Here is a 19,092-nt window from a genome sequence, read left to right as displayed (position 1 = left end):
GAGTTTGGAAAGCGCTGCAGGAAGGGCGGCCGCGATGGCATCAAGCGATCGACGCCGGGAAAATCGATGAAGCTGTGGGGGCCGATTGTCGAACGCTATATCGCCGATGCGGGCGGCCGAACGTCGGACGTACGAATTGTTGAGCGTGTTGATCGAGACAGCCGAACGACAAGCGCAGGTGTGCGAAGGCACAGAACAGCCTTCCGGCGACTTGCGCCGGCTGGCAACCATGGGCCATGCCGTCTGGCATTCGCTTGCGTCCGCAGACGACAGCATCAATCGGGCGTCAGCCATGTTCGGCGTCGTGAAGCGCGGCGGCTGGGCGGACGCATGATGGCCGATCTCCTGCCCTACGCCACTGTCGTTGTCCTGACGGCTATTCCGGCCTGGGCACTGCTCAATCGGATCGGCCTGTCACGGTGGTGGACGCTGCTATCGGCAGCGCCGCTGGGAATGATTGTGATTCTGTGGCTGATCGCCTTCCGGCGCTGGCCGCAGCCTCGGAAGCGTGAGCCGGTGGCGTCGTAGCCTGTCACCAGCTCGACAAGGAAGGCCACGGCTTGCAGTGTCGGGGCCTTTTCTTATTGCGACTACTCGTATTGCATTCCCGAGAGGGCGCGAAGGGCTGCACTCCCAAATAGTCACAGCTTCCCCGGTTTCGTTGATCCATTCTTCCAATGGGCGACGGTCTATCTTCATACTCACCGGTCTGGCTCCCCACAGGCAGCCGGCTCACGATCAGTGGCCCTCCGTGGGCGACAGATGTACGCACGATCTGGGCGCGCAATGAACGCCATCACTCTGCTCGATCGCAACCTCGCACGATATGCAAATCAACTTGCCGGACACAGCATCGCATTCGACAAGTTCGTATTTGATATCGTGGACTTGCGCCTCTTAAACGGCGGTGCATTCCTGGCTGTGTTTTGGTGGCTGTGGTTCGAGGCCGACAAAAGCGGTGGCTTTACCCAGCGGCGCAACGTCGTGGTCGCACTTCTTGCTGCTCCTGTCGTCGGAGGTGTGTCGCGTCTCCTGCAAGTCCTTTTGCCATTTCACCACTTTCCGTTACAGGACCTGGATCTCGGTCTACGAATGCCCTTCGGTGTTGATCCTACTTCGATCAACGCATTCAGTTCTTTCCCCAGCAACCATGCGGCCCTGTTCTTTTCACTCAACGTTCCGCTGTGGATTCGCTCCCGCTGGTTGGGCGCAACGGCGACCGTCTGGACATTGCTGGTGATCTGTTTGCCGTTGCTTTTTCTTGGTTATCATTGGCCAAGCGACATCATCGGAGGTGCCGCGGTTGGCGTAACACTTATGCTCCTATTGCGCCGGCTTATCGGCGCAACGAGGCTTCCCGATCGCATTGTCGGCCTAAGTGCAGCTCATCCCTCTGCATTCTACGCTCTTGCGTGGCTGTTCGCTTTCGAGATTGCACTATTGTTTGCAGACCAGATTCTTCTGCTAGACACGGCAAATCTTGCAAGAGCCGTGCTCCGTTAACGCCGCGCGAAGGGATCAGCGTTACCGCGTCGGTACAGTTTCGAGCTGGAAAAGCGAAAGGACTCGCCTGTCCCAAGTTGTCGGCGCTAAAACGTTCGCCGCTTTGAGACAGAGGTCGTCGGAACCCGGTCGAGCACTGTAGGCGTGTTCGGCGTGTCAGAAGCAATTTCGACTTCGGCATTCACAGGCGGCCTCAGTAGGTCGCGCGCACGGTCGGTCCTTGGCCTGCTGAGCCAGGCGAAGAAATTAAACTGACCCACGGATGGTCACGGCCGCCTCTTGTTCAAGTCGGTGTAGCGAGCGGGCAAGATCCAGAGGCGGCGATGGACATCACTGACATCCTTTTATTGGCAAGTGGTGCCTTTGGCGCCGCTTGCGGCTGGTCGTTCGGCAGTCGCTTTGTCGGCCGCCCTACGCACAGATCCTTCGATCCGTTAGCTCCGAAGATTTGGCGGTTCGTCCTGGCCGCGGCCTTCGCCTTCGCCTTCGTCGCTCTTGTATCGGGCGTTCTTGCCCACTTTGGTGGGATATGACCGCTTCTGACCAGAAGCTGGGGTGACAAGATGTGTGCCGCCACAGGCTGTACACGCCTGCATCACAAAGTGGTCCAGCGTGAACGGCAGCATGGTCCAACCTTCCACGGCGGTCCCTATCTTCGGGCAGGTAAAAAGGAAGGTGTATATCGGAAGCCTCCCCGACGGATAACCACCGTCACGAGTCGTCGGCAGGGCGAACTCCGAGCGGCACCATTGACTAATAGCTACCGCCGACGAATTTCCAGTCTGACCGATGGCAAGTCCACGAGATGGAATTTGGGTTGGCGCGCCGGCGCCCGAGCCGACGGCCAAAGCAGGAGAAGGCCCTTGATGACCAACTACGACTGCGGGACGTACGGCGTTATCGGCAAACCGGGATGGTTCTCCCGATTGAGGGCGCCGCGGTCATGGGTGGCATAACGGCCATCCCATCCCGGGATCTGCTTGCAGGATTGGCAGTTCGCGCACCCTGCCACGACGAACAGAGCGAGCACCAGGCCGATGCATTTCATCGCGCTCCGCTGACCTATCGAATGCTGGGGGACTTCGCCTTGCTGGCTGCGGCGACCTTCTCGATAAGTTCAGCGTCGGCGATAGGCTTGGCAACGTAACTCATGCCGGCAATGCGCCGTGGCACGGATGCAAGCTCATGGCCACTGATGACGACGAACGGCACGCGGCGGCTGTCCAGTTGGTTCATCAAAGGCACTGCTAGGTCGTCCCGGAGCTGAAGATCCAGCACAGCGCCGTGCAAGTCTTCGGTCCTGGCGAGAGCGCAGGCACGCTCGACATCGGCGGCAGGGCCAATCACATTGGCGCCGGCCGATTCGATGACCGTGCGCACGTACTCGGCAATCACAAAATCATCCTCGGCGACCAAGATGTTAAGGCCGGCGAGAATCGGTGGTCGATCGGAACGGCTTGGCTTGTTGAACGATGCCATGGTGACAGCACTCCAATAATTGATCAGGCGGGAGTGCTGTAGCCGGTTGAAATCCGGCGCTGTCTCTCAGGCGCTGGCGCCTATTTCTCGGCCAGCGATGACTGATGATGCGCTGTTATCGTGCGAGGGGGAAGCGCAATCGCCTTGCTCGGCGCTGGCACTCGTCCGCGAAGATTGCCAACAATTTTCCTGCTAGGCTTCAACCCCGGCTGCGCTGGAAACGAGCGAGCATTTGTTTGATCTGATCTGCCAGCATCTCATAGGAGTACGGCTTGCGCACGAAGGGGCCGTCGCAAAGCTCCGCCGCATCCTCGGCCGATCTTACAACGCCAGACGTTAGAACGATGCGAACAGCGGGATACTCCTGGCGAACCCATCTGGCGAGGGCAAAGCCGTTCATACCCGGCCCGAGGTCTATATCGGAAAACAGCACTTCCACCGGCTCGTCCGCCCGCAGAATTTGCTGCGCATCATTGGCATTTGCGGCCTCCAAAACTCGATACCCGCAATCGCGCAGATAGTCAGAGATGGCCAGCCTGATCAGGAGCTCGTCCTCCACGACCAGAATTGTCGATTGTCTTGTGTGATGGCCGTTGCCAGATTTTCTCGCGCGTTCGGCACTTGGTGAACTATTTACCGGCCGGTCAGGCGCTACCCATACCAATGACAAATTGGAACGCATCAATTGCCCCCTGTTTTTCTTCCATTGAAATGTCGTCTGGTAAATAACGAGCCTTAAAAACGCGCCGAAATCACTCTGGTTCCACGATTTTGGCCTACCGCGTGCGACATTTGGAACGCACTGGCCTTTTGTGAGGTGCCGGAGGTAGAACGTCCGCCGCTGGAGACAGAGGGGCGTGGGGTCCGGTCGAGCACTTTGGGAGTGTTCGGCATGTCACAAGCATTTGGCCTTTCGGCCGTTTCGGCTCCGTAGGTCGGGAGCATGGTCGGTCCCTGGCCCGCCGAGCCCTATACCTTTCGCGCGCTCCGCAAGACGTTCGGCGAGATGTGGCTGCGCTGCGACTCATGTCGCCGGTTCGCACCACTCCGCTTGCCGCCGGGCTATCTCGATCGCGACTACCGCACCGTGAGCTTCAGTTGCTCCGTTTGTGGCGGTGTGGCCGATCACACCGTTACCCACCGCACACCGAGACAGGGATGGGCGACTATCGCGAGGACATTCGCGAGCGGCCATCACGGCACCCAAAAGCTGAAGCGCGAATATTGGGCACGGACCGCAAGCCAAGCGTGGCAGCCGGGTTCGTGCCGCCAGCGGCCCGGCATAAATTCGGGCGACGCTGATCAGGCTGCTTTCCTCAAGTCGGAAACCCGGATTGCATCGTCCGCCGCGGGTTTCTGCATCTCGACCGCATCCGCTACCGAGCCGCCATCGAGCCAGCGACCGACATCCTCCGGCGTCATCAGCATCACGGGCATCGCCTTCTCGTGGATCGGCGCCACGACGCCCTTCGGCTCGGTCGTCATGATCGAGAACAGCATGTGGTCCCCTAGGTTGGGAGCCTTCTTCGTTCCTCGGTCACCCGTCCAAGGCCGCCAGATCCCGGCGAAGAAGAACGGCAAGCCATCCACCCGTTCGAACCAGCGCCACGCAACAGGCTTGCTCGTGTTCTTGTCGGGCTCGGCGAAGGCACGGGCTGGCACGATGCAACGGTGCTCGCGGTCGAGCCAGTCCCGCCGCAGCTTGAGCTTGAGGTTGCGGAAGTTCGTGCCGTAGGGGCCTTTGCCGCCGAACGGCGGGAAGCCCCACAGCATGTCTTGCCGCACGACTGGCCGTCCGTCCTGCATCACCAGCACCGGCGCGGGGCGGTTGGGATAGACATCGTCGATCGGCTCGTTGCGGCTTCGCAGCGCCTCGGCGAAGCTCTGGCCGATCAGCCTGAAGTGAGCCATCAGCCCGGCCATTTCCTCGGGCATGACGCGGTAGGTGTAGAGATTGCACATGGCCGCAGCCTAACAGAAGGCTCTGGAGCTAGGGTCAAACCCCATAAAGTCTGCAATTCCGTGCCTGCTTCCGACCCGACCGCAGTGACCCAGAGCGGACGCAGGCACTGCTGTCGAGCTTCAGGAGGCGGAACCGCCATCGCCGCAGGATTTGCCCGCGCGTGTGCAGGCGGCAAGGTTCGCCGGCAGGCTGGCGGCGGCCGAGTAGCTCGCGACGACCAGGAGAAGCTGATAGGCTGTCGCCGTCAGGAGCTGGCAATGACATCCATTGACGAACGGCTTCTCGAAAACAAGATGACCCAGATCGAGCAGGCTCGCGCCTGGGGTCCTCGGGTCATCTCCAAGTTCGAAACGCTGATCCGCAGTGGCGACGAAGTTGGCGTCTACCGCGCCAATCCCCTGGCCTTTGCCCGCGATCGCGGCGTGGCCGAGCCGGAGTCCATCGACCTTTTCCTTCACGCCGCGCGCGCCGGTCTGGTCGATATGCACTGGGACATCCTCTGCCCCCACTCGGGCCTGGTGCTGGAAAGCTTCGGCAAGCTGCGAGCGCTTCGTAGCCACTTCGTCTGCGGACTGTGCGATATCGACGGTCATACAGAGCTCGACGACTTCATCGAGGTTTCCTTTTCCGTCTCGCCGCAGGTCCGGCGCCTGGCGCTGCACGACGTCGACAACCTCTCGATCGAGGATCTGCACTGGAAGCTGAAATTCGCCGACAGCGGGCGGCTGCCTGGCGGACAGACCCGGTTTGTCGACGTCCTGCGCGGCTTCGTGCGCGGCATGGCGTATCTGCCACCGGGCGTCACAACTAGGCTGCAGGCCGAGATCGGCCCCGGCGCCCTCTCGGGCGTCAACGTCCAGACGCAGGCCGGCTTCATGCTTCCGGTCATGTCGACCCCTGCGGCCGCACCGCCCGACGTTCCGACGCCCGACGGTCCGACGATCGTCCGCGTCCTCTACGATGGACAGCGTTTCACGCCTGCCGTTTCGGCCGTGCCGCCGGGACCTGCGATCTTCGAAGTCAGCAACACGGGCGTCAAGCGCGGCGCGCTGCTCCTCACCAACTGGCCTCCCGAGATCGTGGCCATGCCAGAGAAGCCGGCGCTCGAATTCGATCCCTACGTCTCCGGCGGGATGCTGCTGACGCGGCAGACGTTCCGCAAGCTCTTCCGCTCCGAGCGCGTGGACGAGGAAGAGGGCCTGGGCATCCGACAGGTCACGTTCCTGTTCACTGACTTGAAGGGCTCGACGGCGCTATACGAGCGCCTCGGCGATCTCAATGCCTACGCCCTGGTCCGGGAACATTTCGCCCTTCTCGACACGGTCGCCCATCGGCATGCCGGCGCCATAGTGAAGACCATCGGCGACGCCGTGATGGCAGCTTTTTCCCGGCCGGTCGACGCTGTAGCGGCGGCGCTCCGCATCCTGCAGGAGATCGACCAGTTCAACCGAGATCACGGACAGCCCGCCATCATTCTCAAGATAGGCGCCCACAGCGGGCCGTCCATCGCCGTGACCCTCAACGAGAATCTCGACTATTTCGGCCAGACCGTGAACATAGCCGCGCGAGTGCAGTCCTTCGCCGATGCCAGCGAAATTTGTCTGACGGAGGCGCTCTACACGGCTTCCGGCGTTCGCGATCTTCTGGCCGGCCACGATGTCGAGGAGTTCGGTGCGCCGCTGCGCGGCGTCGAGGGCAATGCGCGAGTCTATCGCGTCACTGGCCGGTCGTAGCGCTGGCTTTCGCCAATCCGCCCAAGCCAACCGTTCGTGGGTGCCGTGGAGTCGGATCGGCTGCAGCGGAGGACTTTTGTGGGTTTTGACCCTAGTTCAAGTCCTGGCCTGTCGAATCGTCGTCGTCCACTTCGACCAAGTCGCCGATGTCGCGAAGGAAAACCTCGTACAGCTCCCTCACCACCTTCCTGAGCTCTTCACCGTGATCCGGGTTGCCCGTGTTGGGATACCAAAGCTGAAGCTTGGTGTGCTGAACCATCCAGACGATTGGCATCTCCGGTTCACCCGGCACTTCGAGTGCAAGAGAGCCAAAGATCGATGCCTCATGTTGGCGCGCAAGCCGAGAGGCAAAGGAATCGAAGTCGGGGTCGCCGAGTGTGAAGGTTACGCTGCCCATCAGCCCGGACGGCAAGGTGACCTCATAGTCACGCCACGCAAGGGTGCGGATTCCGGAGCAAGGCGGCCACTTATTCCGGGATGAAGTCGGCCACTGATCCCAATTTGCAGCCGGCCGCCCGTTCCGATCCAAGCCGGCCGCCGGTTCGGATTTGAGGTCGGCCACCCCTGAGGTGGCGGACGCTCGATCGCTGGTTGAACCGCATAGGCTCCCTGGCCTGCCAGGGAAGGGGAGAGCCGGGGCTGAATCCGACCTACTAGGACTTCGCCACCCACTATGGCACGGCGATCCTGCCGGCCCGCCCCCGCCGGCCGCGCGACAAGGCCAAGGTCGAGGTCGGTGTCCTGGTGGTCGAACGCTGGATCCTGGCGCGCCTGCGCCATCAGCGCTTCGTCTCGCTGGCCGAGCTCAACGCCGCCATCAGGACGTTGCTGGATGACCTCAATGCTCGGCCGATGCGCCATCTGGGGGTGAGCCGCCGCCAGCTCTTCGAGCAACTCGACCGGCCAGCTCTCAATCCCTTGCCGGTCGAGCCCTACGTCTACGCCGATTGGCGCCGGCGCCGCGTCGGGCTCGATTACCACGTCGACATCGACGGCCATTACTACTCGGTGCCGCATCGGCTGCTGCGCCAGGAGGTCGAGGCGCGCATCACCGAGCGAACAGTCGAGCTGTTCCACAAGGGGCAGCGGGTTGCCTGTCATCTGCTGGGCGGTGCGCGCGGCCGGCACACCACGCTGGCCGACCATATGCCGAGCGCCCACCGTCGCTACGCCGGCTGGACCCACGAGCGCCTCCTGCGCGAGGCCGCCACCATCGGCCGCGACACCGCCACTCTCGTCGAGGTCATCCTGCGCAGCCGGCCGCATCCCGAGCAGGGCTTCCGCGCCTGCCTCGGCATCCTCAGGCTCGTCCGCCAATACGGCACGGATCGTCTCGAGGCCGCCTGCTGTCGTGGGCTCGAGATCGGGGCCCGTTCCTACGGCTCGATCGGCTCGATCCTCGACAAGGGGCTGGACCGTCAGCCGTTGCCGCAAGCGGCACCGGCCCGAGTTGCCGCTCGACCATCCCAACATCCGCGGCTCCCGCTACTACCACTGAGGAGACAGATCTTGCTCATCCATCCCACCATCGATCAGCTCACCACCCTGGGCCTTACCGGCATGGCCCGTGCCTTCGCCGAGCTGCAGGACAACCCAAGTGCCGCCGGTCTCGGTCACGCCGAGTGGCTTGCCTTGCTGCTCGATCGCGAGGCCACGATCCCTGTTCCAGAAGCTGATTGTCGGCGACTGGATCACCGTCCCGCAGAACCTGATCATCGAAGGGCCCACCGGGGTCGGCAAATCGTGGCTCGCCTGTGCGCTCGGCAACAAGGCCTGCCGCGACAACCACTCCGTCCTCTATCAGCGCGTGCCCAAGCTGTTCCCCGACCTCGCACTCGCCCGCGGCGACGGCCGCTATCCGCGGCTGATGAAGAGGCTCGGCAAGGTCCGCTTGCTCATCCTCGACGACTGGGGGCTGGAGCCGTTCGGGTCCGACCAGCGGCGCGATCTGCTGGAGGTCGTCGAGGAGCGCTACGGCCGCGGCGCCACCCTGATCACCAGCCAGACCCCCGTCGATCGCTGGCACGCCATCATCGGCGAGCCCATCATCGCCGACGCCATCCTCGACCGCCTCGTGCACAACGCCCATCGCCTCAGGCTCAAGGGAGATTCGCTGCGCAAGAAGATCGTTCCTCAGTCTACCGCTTGACCGCTCAACCCGAGCGATGGCAAACGACAGACGACCAGTGGGCGTTCGCCACCCTGGCCGGCATCGATCGGAATCTCCGGCCGGCTTCAATCGGAAAAGGTGGCCGACTTCAATCGGAATGCCCGGCCGGCGTCAGCGGAATCCGCACGCAAGGGCTCCCGGAGGCAGGTGCGACTTGTCATACATGATATATTGACACCCGCAGCCTGCACCGATCCCGAAGCGTTAGGTCGCCATGTACCGCAGCGACTATCCCGACGACCCGAACGGCGGTGGCGAAAGCCACGTCCTGGTTAACGACACCCGCGGCTGGACCGAGGCCGAGCGCGCCGTCAAGGAGGCCGACCTGCGCGAGGAGCTACCAGGATACGATGAGCTTGGTGCTTCGGTAACAGTTGCATCGGACTTCGGCATCGAAGATTGCCTTATGTGCTTCCGCTTCCGCCGCCGGCTCAGTGACTATCAGCGTCATAGGCTCAAGCAGTGGATCTGGCGTGACGCGGACGCTTTGAACTGATGCCCGCGCCGCCTCGCCGCCCGATGTCCGAGTTCGACCCCACGAAGCCGTGCTGGGTGCATGATTCACTGAACGATGTAATGTTCGAGTGGGAGCCCGTCGATTTGGTCAGGTATCGGCGCCTCGCGCATGACCATGGCGACGGCCGACACGTTAACTGGGATGGGCTTTTGCTCGACGGCTGGGAGCCCTGGCCGGAGGTTGAGCTACCGCGACCTCCTTCCGCTGAAGCCCAAAGCGACGCTCCTCAGAAAGCTCGACGCAAGCCGCGGTCGAAACGGTCACCTCCAGAGTGAAGCTGGACCATGGCGGCCAAGCCGAAGCGGAGCGCTTCGCAAACAAACCAATCACATCCTCCGGCATGGATAAAGCCGCAGTTGACGCGCCTGGTGGAGCAGGCGCCATCCGGCGAAGGCTGGCTGCACGAAATCAAATACGACGGCTACCGCATGCTTGCGCGGCTGGACAACGGGCGCATCCAGCTCCTGACGCGGACAGGCCTCGATTGGTCGCACCGCTACCGCTACACGATCGACGCCTTGAAGGCGCTGCCGGTGAAGACGGCCTATATCGACGGCGAGCTGTGCGCGCTTCGCAAAGACGGTGTCAGCTCCTTCAGTCGGCTCCAGGCCGCGATGGACCAGGGCCATACCGACGACCTGATTTTCTTCGCCTTCGATCTTCTGTTCCTGCAAGGGCAGAACAGCGCAGGGCTGCCGCTGATCGAGCGCAAGCAGCGGCTGCAATCGCTCTTTCGGAAGGCCATCCCAGGGCTGCGCTACAGCGACCACGTTGTTGGTGACGGACCTCGGTTTCTAAGGCGCGCGTGCGACATGGCCTTGGAAGGGGTCATCTCGAAGCGGCTGGATCGTCCATATGCGCCCGGTGACCGTGGGCTATGGGTGAAGTCCAAGTGCCTTAACCGCGAGGAGTTCGTTGTTGTCGGCTGGACCGATCCCGAGGGAAGCCGAGCCCATATCGGCGCTCTGTTGCTTGGCTACTACACCGAGGACGGACGACTGCACTATGCGGGGCGGGCCGGCACCGGGATGAATGCGGCTGAGCTGAAGCGCCTATATGGCGTCCTCAAGCCACTGGCGACGACCAAGATGCCCCTGGACGAGCCGCCGCCGCGCGAGTCTCGCTTCGGGTCTCCGCTCCAGCTCTCGCGCGTCCATTGGGTGCGGCCGAGGATGGTCGTCGAGGTGACGTATCTCACCTGGACCGAAGATGGCCTGCTGCGGCAGGTATCCTATCAGGGTCAGCGAGAGGACAAGCCGGCGAACCAAGTGGTCCGGTCAGTACCAAAGCGGTCCCAATCGTAGAAGCGTGCGCCCGACCCTTCCTTGGCTTCCCACTTACTCAAGGAGGCTGGACCACCCCAAACGTCAGGCGCACGCCCTGCCGGCCGTTCGCCAACGGGGAGAGTAGGTCGGCGTTCGTCCAGCACGGCATCAACGGAAGACAGCACAAGCCGTTGCTGCCATCTCTGCGACCTCATTGTGAGCGAGCCGCTTTACCTTCGCTCCGCCGGGTCGATCCAGTCGATCGTCTCGACCGTTCCCCAGACTGTCGCCGCTGTGATTGCGAAACGAAGCAAGTGGCGACGACCATCGCAATCAGGAAGGCGATTTCCGTCCTCGAAGGCGGCGGAAGCGTCGGCCACTCGTCCGTCTGATTCCCCAAGGTAGCCGCTGCAAGCGCTGGGCTGCCCGTATGCCAGAAGCAGCCCAGCTTGTCCGACGCGCATCTTCACCTTGCGAAGGACATAAGGCGGTTGACCCGGCTGTTGTTGCTTCGCTCCTGCGACCTCGCTGTGACGTGATTGCGGGTGCCTGGGAAGCGGGAGCCTTTGCCGAAATGTGGACGTTGTGAAGGCCATGCCCCAATTCGCCTGGCCGGCATTCACCGAGCGGCGGTGCGACCTTCACTTGGTCGTCGCGCACGCGCCAGTCGGCGTTTGTGAGGACCCGGCGGCCCTCATGAAGCTCCTGATCGAGCGCTTGCAGCCTGAAGGGGACTTCGCCCTCAGCTGCGAGCAGACAAGCCTTGAGACCACGCTGTTCTGTGCCTTCGAGCAGGCCAGCGACGCCAGTGTCATCATCGATGCCCTTTGTGGGCATGAGGACAATCGACATCAGGGTTGGGCGAGCGAATTCCATTGCTCGATCGACAAAGCGACAGTGGACGCGGTTAGCCGGAAGCCCCTGCCTTGAAGGCGCCAGCACTATTTCGGGGCCATTTGGCGAGGTACAAGCTGGCGCAAGTCGCATTCCCGATCGTGAGCCACATGTCGATCACTCTCGTAGGGCGCTGTTTTCGGAACGTCACTGGCTTCGTCGGTGTTGTTCTATCGCCTCCGAGCGCACCTTGGGGATTTACCATGCCGCCGAGAGTCGGCATTGCACACGGTGTCCTGTTTGATGAGGGCATTCTCAAAATATTGAGGGAGTTCGCTTCCTACGCGCAAGCCGAGCTTGAGAAAGTGTCGGAGCCAAGTCCGGCTCGCTTCCATGCTTTACGCGGCGAGGAGCTAGGCTTTTCTCCCCGCTCCCTCAAGCGGTGGCTTTTGCTCCGCCGTCGATACGGACCGGTCGCCCCGAAGCTCAAGGGGTAACGCTCGGCTTCGTCTGGGCGTCGATTTGGAGAACCGAAATCAGGACGCTGGCGAGGTCCATCAGCGTTCCGCAAAGATCCGCAGCCCGGGTTCGGTTTGGCATGGCCGCGGCGCCCCGCAGTTCACTGACCTTGAGGTCATGCGCAATCTCCTCGCATAGAAACAACATGCGTCGGCATGCTTCCTGGAGGCCTGGATCTTCAAAGGGTCCGTCAAGCACATCACGAATCTTGTCGATCGCGTCGTGAAGGACTATGGACGCCTCCGGGGAGGACAGCTGATGCCTGTAGAGGCGCGCTGCGTCCACCACACGCTGGAGGCCAGAGATCAGTTGGCGCGGTCGCTCGGTGACCATCAGCCTTCGGTTCATTCGGCTCTAGGCAGAGAGAGGAGTAGTCCTAGATGCCAAACGGTTGGCAACACAATACTTTCGTTGTCGCGGTTGTCGTGCTGATCGCCCTGATGCTGCTTGGTCTTATGCTGCTAGACAAGGCAAACATTTGACAGCGGGCGAAACAGCGCGGCAGACGGACTGCTCAGCTTCGCTGGAGCGGCTGAGCAACCAGCGCTCGCATCGCGCGTCTCACGGCCGCCAGTAGCTGCTCTTGCATAAAAGGCTTTCCGAGCCTGATCACGTCCTGTGCCAACCCAGGCGGCGTCTCGGCATAGCCCGTGGCCAGTATCACCGGCATCCCTGGGAAGCACGAACGCGCTGGATCAGTTGCTGCCCAGTCATGTTGGGCATTCCCTGATCAGTAACCAGCACATCAAACGGCTCCGAGTCCGCCAGGACCTTGAGGGCCTCCTGACCGGAATAGGCACTGGTTACGGTATGGCCTGCCTCTTCGAGCATCGCCGCTGTGGTAGTCAGAACAAGGGCGTCGTCATCGACAATGAGCAAGTTCAGCGAGGGCGGCGGCGATGTCCCTTTATTTGCGTCTCGCTGTGGCTCTTCAGCTCGCTTCGCCGGCTGCAGGGGCAACAGCAGGGTTGCTCTGGTCCCTTTGCCCGGCGTGCTGCGCAGCACGAACCGGCCGCCCGACTGCTCGGCCAGCCCATGCACCATGGATAGGCCAAGACCGGTTCCTTTGCCGACGCCTTTGGTCGAGAAGAACGGCTCGATCGCGTGACGAACCGTGTCCTCGTCCATGCCCATACCGTGATCGATCACCGTGAGAACCGCGTAGTCGCCGGCACCCAAACCATGGCTATTGCCTTCATCCAGCGCCTCGGTGACGACCTCGACCGTAACGGTTCCTCCTGCCGGCATCGCATCTCGCGCATTTATGGCAAGGTTCAGGACTGCCATCTCGAGCTGGGTCGGATCGACCAGCACCATCACCGCCTTCCTTGGGAAGCGCGTTGCCAAGGTGATATCGGGGCCAAGCGATCGGTCGAGGAGATCCACCATGCCGCGAATCTGGTCGCAGATGTCGATCAGCGCCGGCTTCAGCTCCTGGCGGCGCGCGAACGCCAGCATTCTTTGCGTGAGGTTGGCGCCTCGCTGCGCGGCCTGCCGGATATTGTCGAGCAACCGGTGCAGTTGGGGGTCGCCTTCGCCCACACGCCGTTGGACCAGCTCCAAGCCACCCAGCACGACCGCAAGCAGGTTATTGAAGTCGTGGGCGACGCCGCCCGTGAACTGGCCGATGGCCTCCATCTTCTGCGACTGGAAAAGAGCTTCCCTGGCCTTCTCCAGCTTGTCCTGGGCCTCGCGCCGCTCCGTCAGGTCGCGGGTGATTTTGGCGAAACCGACCAGGTTCCCGGCGGAGTCAGTGATAGGATCGACCACGACGTGGGCCCAGAAGCGGCCGCCATCCTTGCGCATGCGCCAGCCTTCGGTCTCGAACTTCCCGGAGGTCTGGGCAGTTTTGAGGGCAAGTTCGGGTATCCCGCGCTCGCGGTCCTCCGGGGTGTAGAACAGAGAAAAGTGCCGCCCGATCACTTCCTCGGCCTGGTAGCCTTTGAAGCGTTCGGCCCCGGCGTTCCAGCTCACAATGTGACCGGCGGGATCCAGCATATAGATCGCGTAGTCCTTGACGGCACTGACAAGCAGTTGGAACCGCTCGGCGTCGCCTAAAGCATCGGACATCTGTTCAGCCGACTCTGGCGACGTTCTTTGAGGGCACATGTTGTCCGATTAACTACTGAATAATGTCCCCGATACAACGCTCCGCCTGCCTCCCGGGATGCTAAGCCATTAGCCTAGCACTTGTCGAAGCGCTCCGGCGCACCCCCTTAGCAGCGGCTCAGCACAGGCGGGAACAGCCAGCCGGCCGCTCTCCCCCGCCGGCGGCTGCCCGCAAGCGCCTTCGGGCACACACGCCCCGGACTCGCGCGCGACTCACGCAGCCCCTGAATGTCGGTGTCGGGCAGCGCGTCAAGCTGCAATTCCAGCGCGCGAAATTCCCGTCCGGCCTCGTCGCGCAGGAGCTGCAAGCCGTCGCGGCTCTTTACGACCTTACCGTATTCCTCCCGCCAGCGACTGCCAGCACCTGCAACGGGACGCAACGATTTCGCACCGTAATACAGGTCGGTGATAACCTCCTGGATTTCATCGGACCGCTTGCTGTCGTCGATCAGCTTCTGAATGTGATCGCGGCGCCGATGGCCATCCGGGTCGCCGGGCCTCAGGGTTTCGCCGCAGATGCAGATTTCCGCGTTGAGCCGATCTTCGAGAACGGGAATCGTCGTATTGGGAATCTTGCCCTGGTCATGCAGTTCTTCGAGCTTGCCGAAGGCATGGTTGAGTACCGGCCCTAGCAGGTCCGTGGCGACATACTGCCCGCGGAACAGCGCGCTGTGCTCCTTGTTGGCGGCGTTGAGCTGGTCGTCAAGCTGCTTGATCTTGCGTTTGGCTTGTTCGAGTTCTTTTTGCAGCTTCTCCTTGTCGCCCTTTTGTAGAGCCGCCGCGATCTTGCGGTCCGTTTCCTCCACCTTTTCGTCGAAGGCGACGAATTGCTGCTTGGCGTCGTCGAGCTCGCCTTCGAGCTTCAGGATATCCTCGTCGATCGCTTCGAGCCGCGAGGCGATTATGTTCAGTTCACTGCCGCCGCCGACTTGCTTTGCCTGCTTGTTGACATCAGATGCCGCTTTGCGGACGTGCCTGATGGCGTCCTCGATCACGCCGAGTCCGAGAAGGGCGCGGATCGCGCGCTGCACGCGCTCGCGCTTCGTCGATACGGCGACATCGGCTTCGATGAAGCTGAGCGCACGGTCGCCATCAGTAAAGAAAATATCGCGCAGCTCCGGCGGCAATTCGTCGTTGATAAGCGCATCCGGCGCATCGATCGGACTCGCGCCCGTGTCATTGAGGGCGAAGAGCCTGACCGCCGATGGCGAACGCCGGGAAGTCTTACCGTCCGCTTCCTCGAAGGCCGACCGCACGAGCCGGTATTGGCGGCGCGTTTCGCGCAGGCCAGAAGGGCTGCGCCGGTACGTCGTCACCTCGAATTCCACCGTCGCGGTTATCGGGACGCGGCGGCCGGCGCTGCCGTCCCAATCAATCGGATGCAGGCGGAAATCCTCGCCTTTGCCGGGAAGCGCCGTGTCGCCGTAAAGCGCCCATTGCAGGGCGTTCAATATCGTCGTCTTGCCGGATTCGTTCGCCGCCCTGATCACTGTCAGCTTGCGGTTGGGATCGCTGGAGAACCGCAGATCAAGGTCCCGCAGCAGGCGGAAATTCTCGAAGTTAGCGCGGAGAAGCTTCATGCTCGCTTACTCCTCCGTCGATACGTCTATTCCGCGATTCTCGGAGAGGAAGCGCGCCGCGGCGTTGCATTTATCATTGATCTTTTTCTGTATATTTGTCCCCTGCACGCGATGCTGACGTTCATACTCAATAATGTCGGAAATCACGTCAATTATCTCTTCGCGGTATCCGCCGCAGCGTTCCTCGACCCCTTTGCATTCTTCGAGGATTATTGAAATTATCTTCCGGTCATTGAGTGGCATGTTGTCCCCCGTCGTCCCGATCACAGATACGCCGCGTTCACCATTTTATCGATGATGGCGAGCGCGCCGTCGGGCCGTCCCGCGTTCTTAGCAAGACGAGCGAATTCCTCTGCGCGCTTCAGCTCCGAGCGCACAAGGCTGCGTGCGTCGGGATCGAGGCCGTTCTCCATGCCCGGTGGCAGCGCCAAAAAATCGTGAATCACGCTGTATGTCTTGTTGATCGCCTTGCAGGTGCGAAGCAGACGTCCGCGCCGCTGCACCCATTGGCGCTCTACGGTTGTGCTCGCAAGGATGAACGCCTTGCAGATTTGCGGGATATTGCCAAGAAGCCAAAATTTGCCATTGGAGCTTGTTTGACACCGGCTGCCATCATTGACCGCTGGCAACAGAGTTTCGGCCGTGCTCACTGGTGATGCAATGTGACTCCGGGTAGCAAGTGTATCCGGCTGTTCGAACTACGGGCGTCGCATAATTCCTGGTCGCTTGCTTCCCCGTTGCTTCCCCACAAAATTTAAGGGCCTAGCCATTTCTGGCTAAGCCCTTGATTTATTTGGTGGAGCCAAGGGGGATCGAACCCCTGACCTCTACAATGCCATTGTAGCGCTCTCCCAGCTGAGCTATGGCCCCGAAATCCGATGCTGGCGGCGCGAGGTATAGTTCGCGCCCGCGTGGCTGGCAACCGCGTCGCCCTCAGCGATCGCCGTCGCCCTTGTCGTCCTCGACCTCGACCTCGATGTCCTCGGCCTCGTCGGCGAGATCGTCGGTATCCTCCAGCGCTTCGTCGTCCGCCTCCAGGGCCGCCTCGTCGTCGAGCGCCACATCCTCCAGCTTCTTGTTCTTGGCGGCCGCGGCCTTGGCGGCTGCGGCGGTCGCCGCCGCAGCGGCGGCGGCTGCCGTGGTGGCGGCCGTCGCGCGGCCACGACGAACCTTCACGAAGTCTTCGCGATCATGCTCCCGACCGCACTTGGGGCATTTGATCGGGCTCTTGTTCAGGTCGTAGAAGCGCGCCGCACAGTTCTGGCAGGTACGCTTGGTGCCCCAGGACGCCTTGACCACGCTGGATCTCCCGGAATTTCCGCTGCACAGGGCCTTTCGGCCGCGAGGGAGGGCGTATGTCACGCGTCTTTCACCCTGTCAAAACCAAATTCGGGCATGGTAGGAGGGCGCCGCACCCCATTCCTGCCGCGCTTCGGGAGCCCGTCCTGTCCGCTTCGCCCACACCGCTCAAATTGGTCGCCCGCCCGGTCGCCCGCCTGCAAGGGCGGGTGAGCGCGCCGGGCGACAAGTCGGTGTCGCACCGTGCCCTCATGTTCGGCGCCCTGGCGCTCGGCGAGACCGTCATCAGCGGCTTGCTGCAAGGTGAGGATATATTGCGCACGGCGGCCGCGCTCACAGCGCTGGGCGCCGACGTGAGGCGCGAGGGGGAGGTCTGGCGCGTGCGCGGCTTCGGCGTCGGCGGCGCCTGCGAGCCGCAGGACGTGCTCGATCTCGGCAATTCCGGCACCTCGGCGCGGCTGCTGTCGGGCATCCTGGCCAGCCATCGTTTCACCAGCTTCATGACCGGCGACGGCTCGCTGCGGCGGCGACCGATGCAACGCGTGATCGAGCCCTTGTCCCGCATGGGCGCACGCTTCCAGTCGCGCGAGGGCGGCCGCCTGCCGCTGGCCATCGTCGGCACCGACGAGATGGTCCCCATCGAATACGAGCTGCCGATCGCCTCGGCTCAGGTGAAGAGTTGCATCCTGCTTGCCGGCCTCAATGCCGCGGGAGAGACGACGGTGATCGAGCCGGCGGCGACCCGCGATCATACCGAGCGCATGCTGCGCCATTTCGGCGCCGAGATCCGCGTCGCCGCGGCCGAGAAGGGCGGCAAGCGCATCACGGTGGCCGGCTGGCCCGAGCTCAAGGGCCGCGATCTGGTCGTTCCGGGCGATCCCTCGTCGGCCGCGTTCGCCGTCGTGGCCGCCTGCATCCGGCCCGGCAGCGACGTCCTGGTCGGGAATGTCGGCATCAATCCATTGCGTGCGGGCCTCTATGCCACCCTCAAGGAGATGGGTGCCGACATTGCGTTCCAGAATGAGCGCGAAGTAGGCGGCGAGCCGGTCGCGGACCTGCACGTGAAAGGCGGCGGCCTGAAAGGGATCGATGTGCCGGCGCAACGCGCTCCGTCGATGATCGACGAGTACCCCATCCTGGCCGTTGCCGCGGCCTTTGCCGAGGGTACCACCCATATGCAGGGGCTGGCCGAGCTGCGGGCCAAGGAGAGCGATCGGCTGTCGAGCGTCGCGGCCGGGCTTGCGGCCAACGGCGTGGCACACGAGATGGGCGCCGATTCCCTGACCGTTCACGGTACCGGTGCACCTCCGCCTGGTGGCGGGCTGGTGAAAACACATCTCGATCATCGTATCGCCATGTCCTTTCTCGTGATGGGGCTGGGCACGCGCGAGCCGGTGGCCGTCGACGACGGCTCGCCGATCGACACGTCCTTCCCCGGCTTCGCAGCGCTGATGAACGGGCTCGGCGCCGGGATCGAGGCGGCGTGAGCCGGCGGCTGGTCATCGCGATCGACGGGCCGTCGGCCTCCGGCAAAGGCACCCTGGCGAAGCGCCTGGCGGCGCATTTCGGCTTGCCACACCTCGATACTGGCCTTCTCTATCGCGCCGTCGGCTGGATTTCGGCGCGCACCGGTCGCTCGCCGGCCGAGGTCGCGGCCGGCCTGACCGCGTCGGATCTCGACGACCCGGTGTTGCGCGGCGACGAGGCGGGCCAGGCCGGCTCGAAGGTCGCCGCGATTCCGGACGTCAGGGTCAACCTCTTGAAATTCCAAAAGGAGTTCTCATCTCAGGCACCGGGAGCGGTGCTCGACGGGCGCGATATCGGGACCGTGATCTGCCCTGACGCTCCGGTGAAGCTTTTCGTGACCGCCAGCGCCGAGTCGCGGGCCGAGCGGCGGTTCCAGGAGTTGCGCCGACGAGGGGTCGACACTATAAGGACGCGCGTTCTTGCCGAGATGGCGGAGCGGGACCGTCGCGACAGCGAACGGGCGGCTGCCCCCCTTAAGGCCGCACCCGATGCCTGGCTTCTCGATACCAGCGACATGGATGCCGACGCGGCCTTTGCCGCCGCTTTGGCGTTTATCGAGCGCAAGGGCTTTCGATCTCCCGGGCCATAAATCGC

The 19,092-nt window shown here is 62.7% G+C and carries 19 protein-coding genes, 1 tRNA gene and 2 pseudogenes; 12 read left to right on the top strand and 10 right to left on the bottom strand.

The window, feature by feature from the left end; all coding sequences use genetic code 11:
• The first annotated feature begins 139 nt into the window (after positions 1-139).
• From OJF58_RS08280 to OJF58_RS08265, 4 genes are all read left to right on the top strand, one after another.
• Positions 140-334 carry a hypothetical protein gene (locus OJF58_RS08280; RefSeq protein ID WP_300783428.1) on the top strand — a complete coding sequence of 65 codons (195 nt, stop codon included), beginning with the start codon at positions 140-142 and terminating at the stop codon, positions 332-334.
• Positions 331-528, top strand: a complete 198-nt coding sequence (locus OJF58_RS08275) for a hypothetical protein (protein ID WP_300783426.1) — start codon at positions 331-333, stop codon at positions 526-528. Before OJF58_RS08280 ends, OJF58_RS08275 begins: the two co-directional genes overlap by 4 nt.
• 258 nt (positions 529-786) lie before the next feature.
• On the top strand, positions 787-1,503 hold the full coding sequence (locus OJF58_RS08270; protein WP_300783424.1) for a phosphatase PAP2 family protein: 717 nt from the start codon (positions 787-789) through the stop codon (positions 1,501-1,503).
• A 323-nt stretch (positions 1,504-1,826) separates the two neighbouring features.
• Positions 1,827-2,036 (top strand): hypothetical protein, encoded by a 210-nt coding sequence (locus OJF58_RS08265; protein WP_300783422.1) that lies wholly within the window; start codon positions 1,827-1,829, stop codon positions 2,034-2,036.
• A gap of 529 nt (positions 2,037-2,565) precedes the next feature.
• Here the strand turns inward: OJF58_RS08265 and OJF58_RS08260 are convergent.
• From OJF58_RS08260 to OJF58_RS08250, 3 genes are all read right to left on the bottom strand, one after another.
• Complete coding sequence (locus OJF58_RS08260; protein ID WP_300783420.1) at positions 2,566-2,982, bottom strand: response regulator; 417 nt, start codon at positions 2,980-2,982, stop codon at positions 2,566-2,568.
• Between the two features lie 199 nt (positions 2,983-3,181).
• The gene (locus OJF58_RS08255) at positions 3,182-3,664 is read right to left on the bottom strand and encodes a response regulator (protein WP_300783418.1); all 483 of its coding nucleotides are present in this window, start codon (positions 3,662-3,664) and stop codon (positions 3,182-3,184) included.
• Between the two features lie 620 nt (positions 3,665-4,284).
• A complete protein-coding gene (locus tag OJF58_RS08250) occupies positions 4,285-4,944 on the bottom strand; it encodes an SOS response-associated peptidase family protein (protein WP_300783417.1) in 660 nt (219 codons plus the stop codon).
• A gap of 258 nt (positions 4,945-5,202) precedes the next feature.
• Between OJF58_RS08250 and OJF58_RS08245 the strand changes: the two genes are divergently transcribed.
• Positions 5,203-6,678: an adenylate/guanylate cyclase domain-containing protein gene (locus tag OJF58_RS08245; protein WP_300785215.1), complete on the top strand. Its 1,476-nt coding sequence runs from the start codon at positions 5,203-5,205 to the stop codon at positions 6,676-6,678.
• Positions 6,679-6,769: 91 nt separating this feature from the next.
• On the opposite strand, the gene OJF58_RS08240 is transcribed toward OJF58_RS08245, so the two are convergent.
• On the bottom strand, positions 6,770-7,090 hold the full coding sequence (locus OJF58_RS08240; protein WP_300783415.1) for a hypothetical protein: 321 nt from the start codon (positions 7,088-7,090) through the stop codon (positions 6,770-6,772).
• A 218-nt stretch (positions 7,091-7,308) separates the two neighbouring features.
• Between OJF58_RS08240 and OJF58_RS08235 the strand changes: the two are divergent.
• The 5 genes and pseudogenes from OJF58_RS08235 to OJF58_RS08215 all read left to right on the top strand — a co-directional run.
• Positions 7,309-8,176: pseudogene (locus OJF58_RS08235) on the top strand (IS21 family transposase); the annotation flags it as partial.
• An 11-nt stretch (positions 8,177-8,187) separates the two neighbouring features.
• Positions 8,188-8,827 (top strand): annotated as a pseudogene (locus tag OJF58_RS08230) (ATP-binding protein).
• 235 nt (positions 8,828-9,062) lie between these two features.
• Positions 9,063-9,344, top strand: coding sequence for a hypothetical protein (locus tag OJF58_RS08225; RefSeq protein ID WP_300783413.1), 282 nt, complete (start codon positions 9,063-9,065; stop codon positions 9,342-9,344).
• 305 nt (positions 9,345-9,649) lie between these two features.
• Positions 9,650-10,669 (top strand): non-homologous end-joining DNA ligase, encoded by a 1,020-nt coding sequence (ligD, locus tag OJF58_RS08220; protein WP_300783411.1) that lies wholly within the window; start codon positions 9,650-9,652, stop codon positions 10,667-10,669.
• A 657-nt stretch (positions 10,670-11,326) separates the two neighbouring features.
• Positions 11,327-11,560: a hypothetical protein gene (locus tag OJF58_RS08215; protein WP_300783409.1), complete on the top strand. Its 234-nt coding sequence runs from the start codon at positions 11,327-11,329 to the stop codon at positions 11,558-11,560.
• Positions 11,561-11,950: 390 nt separating this feature from the next.
• On the opposite strand, the gene OJF58_RS08210 is transcribed toward OJF58_RS08215, so the two are convergent.
• The 6 genes from OJF58_RS08210 to OJF58_RS08185 form a co-directional block, all read right to left on the bottom strand.
• Positions 11,951-12,331 carry a hypothetical protein gene (locus OJF58_RS08210; RefSeq protein WP_300783407.1) on the bottom strand — a complete coding sequence of 127 codons (381 nt, stop codon included), beginning with the start codon at positions 12,329-12,331 and terminating at the stop codon, positions 11,951-11,953.
• A 312-nt stretch (positions 12,332-12,643) separates the two neighbouring features.
• Positions 12,644-14,053: a PAS domain-containing sensor histidine kinase gene (locus OJF58_RS08205; protein WP_300783405.1), complete on the bottom strand. Its 1,410-nt coding sequence runs from the start codon at positions 14,051-14,053 to the stop codon at positions 12,644-12,646.
• 146 nt (positions 14,054-14,199) lie between these two features.
• Positions 14,200-15,672, bottom strand: coding sequence for an AAA family ATPase (locus tag OJF58_RS08200; RefSeq protein ID WP_300783403.1), 1,473 nt, complete (start codon positions 15,670-15,672; stop codon positions 14,200-14,202).
• A 263-nt stretch (positions 15,673-15,935) separates the two neighbouring features.
• Positions 15,936-16,322: a hypothetical protein gene (locus tag OJF58_RS08195; RefSeq protein WP_300783401.1), complete on the bottom strand. Its 387-nt coding sequence runs from the start codon at positions 16,320-16,322 to the stop codon at positions 15,936-15,938.
• A 144-nt stretch (positions 16,323-16,466) separates the two neighbouring features.
• Positions 16,467-16,542 (bottom strand) — tRNA-Ala (locus tag OJF58_RS08190).
• A 63-nt stretch (positions 16,543-16,605) separates the two neighbouring features.
• On the bottom strand, positions 16,606-16,971 hold the full coding sequence (locus OJF58_RS08185) for a TIGR02300 family protein (RefSeq protein ID WP_300783399.1): 366 nt from the start codon (positions 16,969-16,971) through the stop codon (positions 16,606-16,608).
• A 173-nt stretch (positions 16,972-17,144) separates the two neighbouring features.
• Between OJF58_RS08185 and aroA the strand changes: the two genes are divergently transcribed.
• A complete protein-coding gene (gene aroA, locus OJF58_RS08180; RefSeq protein WP_300783398.1) occupies positions 17,145-18,458 on the top strand; it encodes a 3-phosphoshikimate 1-carboxyvinyltransferase in 1,314 nt (437 codons plus the stop codon).
• Positions 18,455-19,087, top strand: a complete 633-nt coding sequence (locus OJF58_RS08175) for a d(CMP) kinase (RefSeq protein WP_300783396.1) — start codon at positions 18,455-18,457, stop codon at positions 19,085-19,087. Before aroA ends, OJF58_RS08175 begins: the two co-directional genes overlap by 4 nt.
• Positions 19,088-19,092 lie beyond the last annotated feature (5 nt).

This window comes from Enhydrobacter sp. (assembly GCF_030246845.1).
GTDB lineage: Bacteria > Pseudomonadota > Alphaproteobacteria > Reyranellales > Reyranellaceae > Reyranella.
Note: the sequence above shows the minus strand (reverse complement) of the source record. Positions and strands in the feature narration are given on the sequence as shown.